Genomic DNA, 12,071 nt, shown 5'->3' on the forward strand with positions numbered 1-12,071 from the left:
ATACCGATCCCGAGCTTTTCGAAGCCGAACTGGAACGCATCTTCTACAAGACATGGGTCTGGGTCGCGCACGACAGCGAATTGCCAAAGCCCGGCGATTTCGTCACCACAATCATCGGCCGCCAGCCGGTCATCGTCGTGCGTGACAAGACGGACACGGTGAACGTGCTGCAAAACCGCTGCCGCCATCGCGGCGCGACCGTCTGTGAAGAACACAAAGGCAACGCTAAAGGCTTCACGTGCCCGTATCACAGTTGGTCCTATGCACTCGATGGCACGCTGCGCGCCCTGCCCTATGGCGACGGTTACGAAGGCGTGTGCGAGAAAGGCGATCTGCCGCTCAAGAAGTTACGCGTAGGCGTGTATCAAGGCCTGATTTTCGCGAGCTTTGATGAAAGCATCGAACCACTCGAAGACTTTCTCGGTGGCGCGAAACCGTGGATCGACTTGTTCATGAAGCAAGGCGCGGGCTATCCGATCAAGGCCAACGGCGAGCATAAGTTCAAGTTCAAAGGCAACTGGAAGATTCAGCTTGAAAACACCACGGACCTGTATCACTTCCCGGTCGTGCATAAGTCGTGGATGAAGTCCATCGATGAAGAAACGGCTGCGGTCATCACCAGTTTCATGACGAGCGATGAAGCCTTCTGCCGCTCGCTCGGCAACGGTCATAGTCTTGCCGTGCTGGTGCCGGAAATCGTCGATCTGGATAAGGACGATGGCGCACCACTGCCCGAACGCTTCAACGATCTCGCGGCGAAACTCGCAGAAAAGCACACCCCCGAAGAGGTGCGACGCATTGTGCGTTCGTTGATGGGCGTTGGCTTCAACCTGAATCTGTTCCCCAATCTCGCGTTGTCGATGGCATTTTTCCGCGTGCTGCGCCCTATTTCCGTGGATGAAACCGAAATTCGCCACGTCGCACTCGCGATGGATGGCGGTCCGGATGAAGCGAACCGCGTGCGTCTGCGCATTCACGAACACTTTCAAGGTCCGTTCGGTTTCGGCAGCCCCGACGATGCCGAAGCATGGGAACGCGTGCAACGCGGCGCGTATGCCGGACCCGATGTCCCGATCCTCGTCAATCGCGGCCTGAACCGCGAAACCACCGCTCCGAACGGAGAAAAAACCGCGCATTCCACCGATGAAACCGGCATGCGCGAGGCCTACAAGCAATGGCGCGCAATGATGGAGCAGGCATGATGGACGATCACAACGCACTCCTCTCTCACCAGACCTTCGCGCGCGCGATCGAATTCATCTGGCGCGAAGCCGAGATACTCGACAAGCGCGATTACCGCGCATGGCTCGAATTGTGGGATTCGCAAGGTTTCTACGTTGTACCAATCGATCCGGAAGCCACCGACTTCGCCGCCACGCTGAACTACGCGTACGACGATCATCATATGCGCGAATTGCGCGTGCAACGCATGACGTCAGGCTATTCCGCGTCTGCATCCGATGCGGCGCGCACGGTGCGTACCGTATCGCGTTTCACGTTATCGAGCGATAGCGCAGACCTCGTCGAAGTGAAGTCGTCGCAGATCATCATCGCGTACAAGCGCGGCGTATCGACCATTTTTGCGGCTGATGTATCGCACAAAATCAGCATGGCAAGCGGCGAACCGCGTCTTGTGGAAAAGGTGATTCGTTTGATCGATTCGACGGAAGCGCTTAGCGCCATCGGCTTCTTGTTGTGATCTTCAAACGAGCGAAGACAGCGGCAACGCGAATCGGCAATCCAGTCCGCCTGCCAATGCGCGTTGCGCCCAGATGCGTCCATCGTGACGCGTGACAATGTTCTTACACAAGGACAAGCCAATGCCGTTGCCGCCCGCTTTGGACGATGAGAAGCCATCGAACAGCTTTGGCAAGGCTTCGTCTGCAACGCCGGGGCCATTGTCGATCACATGAAGTTCGGCCACCTGATCGCTTTGCGAGGTGGCGAGCGTAATAACGCCATTCGGAACACCGCTCAGCGCTTCGACCGCGTTGAACGCAAGATTCAAAATCACTTGACCGATCAGCACGCGCTCGCAACGTACAGGCAAAGGTGCGTGCCATTGTTCGATATGCACCGTCACGCCTTCATCGCGCGCACGCAATTGAATAAAGTAAGCGACATCCGCAAGCACGTCGCGCAAGTCGGCTTGCGTTTCGACCGGATCGCGCCGGACCACGAATTCGCGCACGCTTTTGATGATATGCGCCGCATGTTCTGCTTGCCGGTCCGCTGCGCGAAGCCCCCATATCGCGCTGTCGGTTGCATCCGGTTGATTGGACGCAAGACGTTGTATCGAACCTTCGATGAAGTTGCGTACAGCTGCAAGCGGCTGACTCAACTCATGCGCAATCGCCGTAGACATTTCGCCCATCGCGTTATAGCGTCCCGCATATTCGAGCATGCGGCGCGTTTCTTCCGTCGCGACTTCATCGCTGATATCGCGGAAGTGGACCAGCACGCCATTCAATTCATCGTCGATGGCAACCCGTCTGCACGTGATACGCAGCCAGCGCGCCACGCCATCACGCCGCGTAATACGGTATCGCTGCACGTTCGATGCGTTCGCCTGGCGCAGTTGCATGACAAGACGATCGCGGTCCTCACGCGTGCAGTAATCGAGCGCCACGCCAAGCGGCGCATTCGTTTCGACGCCCAGCACACGCCGCCCCGATTCACTCAAATACGCCACCTTGCCACGCGGCGTAATCACCGCGACGCCTTCACCCAGGTCCTGCATATATTCACGCAAACGCGTCTCATAGCTGCGGATTTTCTGACGCATCGCTTCTTCGGCGCTGATATCGCGGAACTGCACCATGACGACGGCGCGTTCGTGCAACGGCACATAAGTGGCGATCGCTTCCGAGAGCATGTCCACACCCGCACGCGATCGATAACACCACTCGTAGCTTTGCGGCCCTTCGCTTGCCGAACGATCCATCGCATTTACGGCCATTTCACGCCGATATTTCACGTCGTCGCGCGTCATGTGATGCGCCTTGAGCGGCAGCAAATCTTCAAGCGAATAGCCCAACGCATGGCACGCCGCGCGATTGGCCCAGACGATCGCCTTGGTCTGCGCATCGTGGAGCAGCACGCATTGATTCAGCGCATCGAGCAAGACGCGGAAGTCGGTTTCGGCGGGATGAGACATGGCGCGCATTCCAGTGCGGATCATTGTCGAAACATAACATCGCTTAAGGAAAATCACGCTAAAGATTTCTTTAGGCCGGCATGGTCTCTTCCCAATTGTTCCTGTTTTTTTGCGTTCTTAGACTGCATTCACGGTGCTTAAAAAAACCCGACCGCTAACCGATTGCAAACCAACAGGAACGGAGACGTCCCCATGTCATTCACTGCCGCTCTTAAGAAAGAAGACTTCGCCGATCAATGCGATTCAATCACGCTCGACGATGTGATCGCGGAAATCGCGCAACGCCGAGAAGAATTCGAACGCCTTTCGCATGTGCCGCGCGATGTGATCGAACAATTGAAGCGCGTGGGAATTTACCGTGCGGCCACGCCCAAACGCTTCGGCGGCGATGCACGCGCGCCCGGCGAATTTCTTGAGATGATCGAACGCATTGCGACGGCGGATGGTTCCGCTGCATGGGTCGCGAGTTTCGGCTCCGCGAATCTTTATCTCGCCGCATTGCCGCTCGCTACGCAAGCCGCCATTTATGCCGATGGTCCCGATCAGGTCTTTGCAGGCGGTCTGTTTCCCGTGCAAAACGCGACGCCCGAAGCGAATGGATATCGCGTGAACGGGACGTGGAAGTTTGCGAGCGGCTGCAAGGGCGCGGACTGGCTTGGTGTCGGTATCGGTACGGGTAATCCCGGCAGACCGCGCACAGCGGTTTTCAAGCCGTCGCAAGTGGAGATTGTCGAGAACTGGAATGTGGTCGGTATGCAGGGCACCGGCAGTCATGATCTGCGCGTGACGAATCAGTTCGTCGAAGAAGACTGGACTTTCGTGCGCGGCGGCACGCCGACGGTCGATGAACCGCTGTATCGCTATCCGACGATTGCCTATGCCGCGCAAGTGCTCGCGGTCGTGAATCTGGGCCTCGCACGCGCGGCGCTCGATGTTGCCAACACCATGTCCGGTGGACGCAAGACCACCACCGGCGCGCCGCAACTTGCGGACCGTGCGTATTACCGCATCGAACTGGCTAAAGCCGAAGCGCAATTGCGTTCCGCACGCGCGTTCTTCTACGAGACCACCGACAGCGTGTGGCAGTCCATTCTCGCGGGCAACGAGGTCACGCCCGATCAGGTGAGCCTGTTGCGTCTCTCGGCGACCGAGATCGCGCGTGAAGGTGCGGACGTGGTGAATCGTGCGTATCGCCTGGGCGGGACGATGGCGATTTATCGCACGCATCCGCTGCAACGCCTGTTGCGCGATTCGATGGTTGTCACGCAACACGCCTTTCTCGGCGAAGGCAATTACGACGGCGCGGGTGCGGTCTTCGTCGGCGTTCAACCGATTCCCGGCTATCTCTGATTTCCATTCGACACCTTAAAACAAGGACTTTTCGACATGACCGATACACCTAACCTGCCCTTGCGCGTGCTGTTCTGCTGCGGCGTCACGCAGAATTTCTTCGACTTGCCGCGCGAGCAGATCGGCACGGTATGGCAAGCGTACGGCAAGATGCTGAGCGCCATCGAAGCGATGGAAAACGTGCGCGTGCTCGGTGTGATGGACGACGATCGACTCGTGGTTGGCAATGCTAACGGTGCGCCGTGGACCTTCTACATCATGGCCGATGTCGCGGATTTCGATACTGCCGTTGCAGTATGCAATCTGTATCGCACGACGCCCGTGGGCGAGTACAACCTGTGGCGTTACGGCAAGATCGAAGCGCGCGTGGGTCGCGCGCTGACCGTGCCGCCTGCGGTTGCGAACAATGCGTGACGTCATGAACGATACAACGCTCGATGCCTTGATCGCGCGCGTTGCCGCACTCGAAGCGCAGAACGCGGTGCGCAAGACCATCGCGCGATATATGGCCTTGTGCGATGTGCCCGCACGCGCGTTCGATGGCGAGACGCTCGGCGCATTGTTCACGGAAAATGCCGTGTGGGAAGGCGTCGGTTCGCACTATGCGGGCAAGTTCGGGCGCTTGAAAGGCCGCGCGGATATCGTCGCGATGCTGGCGCGTTATCTGCCGCCTGCGCCGCATTTCGCGGTCAATGTGCACTTTCTCACCTCCGAACATATCGAAGCCGATGGCGACACCGCAAAAGGCCGCTGGATCATGTTGCAGGCATCGGGCTATGTCGATGAGAAAGCGGAGTTGATCTCCGCGCGCCTCGACATCGACTTCGTACCGTCCGATCACGGCACATGGTTAATCAGCCACTTTCGCACCGAACGTCTTTTCGATGCGCCGTGGCACGTCAGAGGAATGCCCGCATGAGCGCCTTTTTGCAACAGTTCGATCTGAGCACGCATGATCGCGCGGATGCGCCGACCATCGCGATCAAGGACAGCATCGACATAGCGGGTTACGCGACGACGGCCGCCAGCCGCGCACTTGCGGATGCAGCGCCCGCGCAAAAGCACGCAGTCGTCGTGCAGCGTCTGCTGGATGCAGGCTGGCGAATCACCGGCAAGACGAACATGCACGAGCTTGCGTTCGGCATGACCGGCATCAACGACTATTGCGGCACGCCCGTTAATCCTCAGGATGATGCGCGTATTCCTGGCGGTTCGTCGAGCGGTTCGGCATCTGCCGTGGGACTCGGTTTGGTCGATGCCGCCCTCGGCACCGATACGGGCGGCTCCGTGCGCGGCCCCGCAGCATGCTGCGGCGTGATCGGATTCAAGCCGACATTCGGGCGCGTGTCGCGTGAAGGCGTGGCGCCGGGCTTTACGACGCTCGATTGCGTCGGCCCCTTCGCACGCGATATGAACACGATCATCGCAGTGATGGAAGCGATCGACCCTGCGTTTCAAGGGGTAAAAGCGAACGCGCGTATCGGTTTGGTGCGTGTGGAAGCGGATCGTGAGATTAGCGAAGCGGTTGAGCGTGTGGTGCCTTCATCCCCGTCAATTGAATTGGCTTCGATGAAAGAAGCCTTTAACGCAGGCCTCGCCATCATCAATGCGGAAACATGGCGCGCGTTCGGTCATCTCTTCGATAGTGGGAAACTCGGCGCGGATATCGCTGTGCGGCTCAAAGCTGCATCGAATACGAATGATGCCGATCTCGAAGCCGCCGAACGCGTGCGCCGCACGTTCACTCATGAAGTCGATTGCGCGTTGGAACACGTCGATGTGCTCGTCATGCCGACCCTGCCCGCGTTGCCGATCACGATCGAAGCGGCGCGTGCGGGGACATCGGTGATTGCAATGTCTTCGTTGATTCGCCCGTTCAATCTCAGCGGTCATCCTGCGCTTACCTTGCCTGTGCCGATTGCACATTCACGCATAAAAGCGGGCTTGCAGATTATCGGCCGCAAGGGCGAAGACGAAATCGTATGCGCGGCCGCCAAGCAAATCGAAGGCATCCTAAGGGAAATGGAAAATGTCTAAAAGAACCGTGCTCGTCACTGGCGCGGCGCGTGGCCTTGGCGCGGTCGTCGCGCGTCGCTTTCATGATGCGGGCTATAAAGTCGCTTTAGCCGATATCGCTATCGATGCCGCACAAGCGCTCGCAAACGAACTCAGCGAGGATGGATCGACCGCGTTCGCCATCAAGCTCGATGTCACATCGAAGACTGATTTCGAAGCCGCACGCGACGCAATGCTGCAACGCTGGAGCGCTATCGATGCGCTGATCAACAACGCGGGCGCATCGAAAGTCGTGCCGGTGATGGAGATTACCGCCGAACAATTCGATACCGTGATCGACATAAATCTGCGCAGCGTGTTGTTCGGCTGTCAGGTCTTCGGCGCGCATTTCGCCACGCGTAGCGCGGGACGTATCGTGAATATCGCTTCGCTGGCGGGACAGAATGGCGGCTCGGCGACGGGCGCGCATTATGCGGCTGCCAAAGGTGGCGCAATTACGCTGACCAAAGTCTTTGCGCGCGATCTCGCGCAATACGGCGTAACGGTCAATGCCATATCGCCGGGACCGCTTGATTTACCGATCGTTCATGAAAGCGTGCCTGCCGATAAGCTTGAGAAAGTCATCGCGGGCATTCCCGTCGGCAAGCTCGGTTCCGCAACGTACATCGCCGATGTCGCCGTGATGCTCGCCGCGCCCGACGCTTATTTTGCTAACGGCGCATGCTGGGATATCAATGGAGGCTTGTTCATGCGCTAAAGCAACACACGCGCTTACTCGCTCGCCGGATCCCACACTTCGAGCACATCGCGTACGAGCGTGGCCATCGACGAAGCCCCGAGTTTGTCTTTGATACTCGCGCGATGCACATCGACCGTCTTTACGCTAATCGATAAATCCGATGCAATCACTTTGCTTGGCTTGCCTTCGATCAGCCCGCGCAATACGTCTTTTTCGCGCGCGGTCAGTGAATTCACGCGCTCGCGCAGTTCGCGCTGACGCATGGCTTTGACGTGACGTTGTGAAGCGAGCTTCATCGCGCGTTGCACGCGTTCGAGCATTTGCTGCGAGTTATAGGGCTTTTCGACGAAATCGATCGCGCCTTGCTGCAAGGCACGAACCGACATGGGGATATCGCCGTGGCCGCTGACGAAGATGATCGGCAAGGTTGCGCCGCGTCGATTGAGCGCTTCCTGCACGTCGAAGCCGCTCGCTTCGGGCATGCGCACATCGAGCACGAGACAGCCGGGCACGGTCACATCGAACGCGGCGAGAAATTCCGCTGCGCTCGCAAAGCCCTTCGAGGCAATGCCGACCGATTCGAGCAGCCACGCAAGCGAGGTGCGCATGCCGGTGTCGTCATCGACGATATAGACCAGTGGGACAGCATCATTCATGGACGATCGATCTCTTCATGCGGTACGCAAGAGATTCATCATAACGCGGAGGACACATCATGTCCGATATGAAACAGCAGTTCAGGCAAGCCATGGCGCATCTCGGCGCGGCCGTCAACGTCATCACGACTGCAGGCTCGCATGGCCGATGCGGCATCACCGCAAGCGCCGTCTGCTCGGTCACCGACGCGCCGCCGACTTTGCTCGTGTGCCTCAATCGATCGAGCGCCATGCACGCCGTATTCGATGGCAATCGCAATGTGTGCATCAACGTGCTGCCCGCGAGTCTCGAAGGCGTGGCGCGTCATTTCGCTAGACTGACTAATTTATCGATGGACGAGCGCTTTAATCTGCCGGTATGGGACGAAGGTATCGACGGCGTGCCGGTGTTGCGCGGTGCGCTGGCGAGCCTGCAAGGGCGCATTGTCGAAGCGAAGGAAGTGGGATCGCACTCGGTCATGTTCGTGGAAACCACGGAAATTCGCGTGCGAAACGACGGCGACAGTCTGATTTACTTCGATCGCAATTTTCATCGCGTGCCGCGTGCGGTCAAAGCGGCTTGAGCGTCTCTTGCGCGTATTGCGTCGGCGGCAGGCCTACGTGGCGCGTAAAGGCCACGCTGAAAGCGCTGGCTTGCCGCCGCATAACTTAAAGTAATTCGAAGCGGTAAATAAAGGCCGTTGACGCGCAATTCCGGCGCATGCATCGTTTGAGCGATAAGGGCGTGGAGCGCCCGCTAAACGACATCTTGCCGAGACTCTCCGTGCTCAGGACCTATACCGCGTTTATTCTTCTCGGCGTTTTCTGGGGCTCGAATTTCATCTACATGAAATGGGCCAGCGAGCTTATCAGCGCGGGCCAGATTTCTTTTCTTAGAGTGTTGTTTGGCTTCTTGCCCTTAGCCTTTTTTGCCTGGCGCAAGAAAATTGTGTCGCTAAGGCAGATGCGGCATTCGCATCACTTCCTCTTGCTTGCCTCGGTGGGCACGGCGTTTTATTACTTCGCGGTCGCTAAAGGTACGGCCATTTTGCCGTCGGGCATTGCGGGCGTGCTTGGCGCATCGCCGCCTTTGTTCACTGCCATTGCCGCCATTCTCTTTCTGCGCAACGAGCGCATGAACGGCCTGATGATGGGCGGCGTCGCGCTGGGTCTGGCGGGCATCACGCTGATCTCGCGTCCGTGGACGGTGGCTTATTCGGATGCCACGATCAGCCTCACGGGTGTTGCGTGGATTCTCGGCAGTTCGCTGGTGTTCGGTTTGTCGTCGGTTTATATTCGCTTGTTTTTGACGCGGCCGAATATCGGGCCTTTAGCCATCGTGACCTGGCAAATGGGCCTTGCCTTGATCGTGCAGTTTTGCCTGACCGACTTTAGCGGCGTCAGCAATATTCTTAGTGACTGGCGCGCCGCAATCGGCCTGGTGGTTGGCTTGGGCTTGCTTGGAACGGGCGCGGCGCTTTATCTCTATTACCTTTTGCTCGATGAACTCAGCGCGGTGGCCGCCGCCGGCGCAATCTACATTACGCCGATCGTCGCGCTGTTGGTCGGCTGGGCGGCGGGCGAGCATGTGGGCATGTTCGAAGTCGCGGCGGTATCGCTGATATTTTGCAGTCTGGCGCTACTCGAAGTGGGCCGCAAGAGAGCGCTCGGCGTGGTCACGCGTTGAGGCGTGCGAGCAAGGCATCCGATAGTTCGACCGATTCAGGCTTGTTGCGCGTGCCCGGAATCCGCAAGCCCGCCGAAGCAAGCCGTTCAAGATGCACTTGCAGCCGCGCCGGAAAGTCCTTCACGACAAGATCCGGCTTGATCGCGATGATAAACAAGCCAACCGACGGAGACGCGTCGCCATTGCAAAACGAAGGCGCGTCCATCGACCAGTTTCCGCCCGTCATGCCTGCCGTGAATATTTCGTTGATCAAAGCGATATTCGCGCCGCGATAGCCACCGAATGTGAGCAGCAAACCTTTGACGGCTTCGCGTGCGTCGGTGGTCGGCTGTCCGTTGGCGTTGAGCGCCCAGCCTTCGGGAATGGCTTCGTTTTGCTCGGCCGCGTGCCGCACATTGACAAAAGCGGTCGCGCTCGATGCCTGATCGATCACGAACGGCTTGCCGCTCGCAAGCGGCGCAGCGAAAGACAAAGGATTGGTGCTGAACACGGCCTGTCGGCTATCGAGTGTCGTCACTTGCGCGTCGGCGTTGCTGGTGGCGAGCGCCACCAAACCCGCTTGCGCGAGACGTCGCGTGTAATAGCCGAGTTCGCCGGTCGTGTAGCTGTTCGATTGCGAAAACACCGTGACGCCATAGGTATTCGCGCGTTGGACGAACTCATCGAACGCGCGATCGAAACCGAGTTGCGCGATGCCCTGATTCGCATCGGCTTCGATCATGGCGGGCGCGGGGAAATGGATCGTCGGTTCGGCGTCACATGCGATACGCCCGATGCGCAAGCTGTCGAGATAATCGACGAGATGCGCGAAGCCGACCGCTTTGTTTCCCGCGCGTTCCGCTTCGACCGTTGCACGCGCAAGCGAACACGCGATGCTATCGCTTGCGCCCGCGTCCAGCGCCGCGGCGCGCGCAAGATCGAAGGCCGCTGCAAAGTCGTATCGCATCAGATGCCGTTCGCCTTCAGGCGCGCGTCGTACCAGCGCGAGAATTGATCGAGATATGCTTCGGTGTACTGCGAGAACGGTCCCGGACGATAAGCCGGGTCCTGCGTGCCGCTATGCGTGTTGCCAACCAATTCGGCATCCTGTGTAGTCGTGGCGACCCACACTTCGGTGAGTTCCGTGAGATCGTAATCCACGCCTTCGACCGCATCGGCATGAACAAGCCACACGGTGCGCACCATCGTCTTGTCCGGCGCGAGCGGAATCGCATAAGCGACGACCACATGATCGCTCATCACATGCGTCCACGAATGATGACCCCACATATGCACATCGCCGAGATCGCGGCGTTCGAGACCGCCGAGCAGCTTCTTGCTCGCGACCTGCGTGGTCATGGTCTGCGACTCGCCCGTCCCCGCGATCACCAGACGCTGCGTGCGGAAATTGGTCTGCACGGTTTCATCGAGCGATTCGAAACTGGCGCACACGTAGCCGTCGTTTTCCCATTCGGCCTGATTCGCGGCGTTTTGCTTCTTGTATTCTTCGAACGCCGTAAGTGCTTCTTCGCTTTGTCCGTCCGGGCAAAAGCCGAAGTCTTCAGCAAGAAACGAATTCACCAGTTCCGGATGCGTCGCCGAGCAGTGGTAACACTCGCGATTGTTTTCCATCACGAGCTTCCAGTTGCCGTTCTCGATGATCGTCATTTCATGCGCGATCTTCGTGCGCTGAAGATCGTAAGGCGCGAAGCGCGGCAGCATCACGGATTCGAGCGTGGAAAAGTCTTCGGGCGGGGTATCGGCGAGACAGATGAAGACGTGCGAACCGACCACTTTCAGATGCACGGGAATCAGGCTGTGGCACTTCGGGTCGAAATCCTTGCCCATGTGCGTGGTGTGACGAAGACTGCCGTCGAGTTCATACGTCCACTGATGATACGGACACACGAGCATGCCAACGCTCGCCTTGCCCGCCGTCTTCATGATGCGCGATCCACGATGCCGGCACACGTTCCGATACGCGCGAATCTGCTCGTCCTCGTCGCGCACGATCATGACGGACGCGCGGCCGATATCGACGGTATGCACATCGCCCGGTTCCGGCACGTCGGCGGTCACGCCTACCAGAATCCAGAGCTTGTTGAAGAACACGTCGAGGTCGGTATCGAACACGTCCTGACGGCCGAACAATTCGCCCGGCATGCCATGTCCCGGTTCGCGGCTGTCGAGCAATTCGCGGTGCGATTTGAATTGAATCTCGGGCATGGCAGGGGTCCTTTTATGAATTGAGCGCGCCGTGCAGAAGGGTGCATCGGACGATGAACGGAAGTATTCGCGTGGCAAATTCCAGCGTCAACGCGCCTTTTTGTGCGTGTCGCATTACTTTTTTTTATGCCTGAAGGATTGCTTTAAAGGGCCCTGTGCATCTGATAATAGCGGGCACACAAAGCGACCCGACAGAGACTCGAGCACCCCACAACGACATGGCAAAAGGCACTAAAGGATATCGGCGGATCATTCCCTCGCTGACCGCGCTGGTCGAATTCG

At 58.5% G+C, this 12,071-nt stretch carries 13 protein-coding genes; 9 read left to right on the forward strand and 4 right to left on the reverse strand.

Going from position 1 to position 12,071, the window contains the following annotated elements:
• The coding region (locus P7F28_RS01745) for an aromatic ring-hydroxylating dioxygenase subunit alpha (RefSeq protein WP_277182714.1) at positions 1-1,202 on the forward strand (1,202 nt) is incomplete at its 5' end.
• Entirely contained in the window at positions 1,199-1,699 is a 501-nt protein-coding gene (locus tag P7F28_RS01750) for an aromatic-ring-hydroxylating dioxygenase subunit beta (RefSeq protein ID WP_277182716.1), read from the forward strand. The genes P7F28_RS01745 and P7F28_RS01750, both read left to right, overlap by 4 nt.
• A 3-nt stretch (positions 1,700-1,702) precedes the next feature.
• On the opposite strand, the gene P7F28_RS01755 is transcribed toward P7F28_RS01750, so the two are convergent.
• Complete coding sequence (locus P7F28_RS01755; RefSeq protein WP_277182718.1) at positions 1,703-3,157, reverse strand: ATP-binding protein; 1,455 nt, start codon at positions 3,155-3,157, stop codon at positions 1,703-1,705.
• A 192-nt stretch (positions 3,158-3,349) separates the two neighbouring features.
• Between P7F28_RS01755 and P7F28_RS01760 the strand changes: the two genes are divergently transcribed.
• The 5 genes from P7F28_RS01760 to P7F28_RS01780 are packed head-to-tail and all read left to right on the forward strand — an operon-like array spanning position 3,350 to position 7,280.
• Positions 3,350-4,507, forward strand: a complete 1,158-nt coding sequence (locus P7F28_RS01760; RefSeq protein ID WP_277182720.1) for an acyl-CoA dehydrogenase family protein — start codon at positions 3,350-3,352, stop codon at positions 4,505-4,507.
• Positions 4,508-4,543: 36 nt separating this feature from the next.
• Complete coding sequence (locus P7F28_RS01765; RefSeq protein ID WP_277182721.1) at positions 4,544-4,921, forward strand: hypothetical protein; 378 nt, start codon at positions 4,544-4,546, stop codon at positions 4,919-4,921.
• 4 nt (positions 4,922-4,925) lie between these two features.
• Positions 4,926-5,426 carry a nuclear transport factor 2 family protein gene (locus P7F28_RS01770; RefSeq protein ID WP_277182722.1) on the forward strand — a complete coding sequence of 167 codons (501 nt, stop codon included), beginning with the start codon at positions 4,926-4,928 and terminating at the stop codon, positions 5,424-5,426.
• Positions 5,423-6,544: an amidase gene (locus tag P7F28_RS01775; protein WP_277182723.1), complete on the forward strand. Its 1,122-nt coding sequence runs from the start codon at positions 5,423-5,425 to the stop codon at positions 6,542-6,544. Before P7F28_RS01770 ends, P7F28_RS01775 begins: the two co-directional genes overlap by 4 nt.
• Positions 6,537-7,280, forward strand: a complete 744-nt coding sequence (locus P7F28_RS01780; protein WP_277182724.1) for an SDR family NAD(P)-dependent oxidoreductase — start codon at positions 6,537-6,539, stop codon at positions 7,278-7,280. The genes P7F28_RS01775 and P7F28_RS01780 overlap by 8 nt, the downstream gene beginning before the upstream one ends.
• A 14-nt stretch (positions 7,281-7,294) precedes the next feature.
• Here the strand turns inward: P7F28_RS01780 and P7F28_RS01785 are convergent, their stop codons facing one another.
• Entirely contained in the window at positions 7,295-7,918 is a 624-nt protein-coding gene (locus P7F28_RS01785) for a response regulator transcription factor (RefSeq protein WP_277182725.1), read from the reverse strand.
• 59 nt (positions 7,919-7,977) lie between these two features.
• Between P7F28_RS01785 and hpaC the strand changes: the two genes are divergently transcribed.
• Both hpaC and P7F28_RS01795 read left to right on the forward strand, forming a co-directional pair.
• The gene (gene hpaC / locus P7F28_RS01790) at positions 7,978-8,481 is read left to right on the forward strand and encodes a 4-hydroxyphenylacetate 3-monooxygenase, reductase component (protein WP_277182726.1); all 504 of its coding nucleotides are present in this window, start codon (positions 7,978-7,980) and stop codon (positions 8,479-8,481) included.
• A 200-nt stretch (positions 8,482-8,681) separates the two neighbouring features.
• Positions 8,682-9,584, forward strand: a complete 903-nt coding sequence (locus P7F28_RS01795) for a DMT family transporter (RefSeq protein WP_277182727.1) — start codon at positions 8,682-8,684, stop codon at positions 9,582-9,584.
• Here the strand turns inward: P7F28_RS01795 and P7F28_RS01800 are convergent.
• On the reverse strand, positions 9,574-10,530 hold the full coding sequence (locus P7F28_RS01800) for an Ldh family oxidoreductase (RefSeq protein WP_277182728.1): 957 nt from the start codon (positions 10,528-10,530) through the stop codon (positions 9,574-9,576). The genes P7F28_RS01795 and P7F28_RS01800 overlap by 11 nt on opposite strands.
• Entirely contained in the window at positions 10,530-11,789 is a 1,260-nt protein-coding gene (locus P7F28_RS01805; protein ID WP_277182729.1) for an aromatic ring-hydroxylating dioxygenase subunit alpha, read from the reverse strand. The genes P7F28_RS01800 and P7F28_RS01805 overlap by 1 nt, the downstream gene beginning before the upstream one ends.
• Positions 11,790-12,071: the final 282 nt, after the last annotated feature.

Source organism: Caballeronia sp. BR00000012568055 (assembly GCF_029439455.1).
GTDB lineage: Bacteria > Pseudomonadota > Gammaproteobacteria > Burkholderiales > Burkholderiaceae > Caballeronia.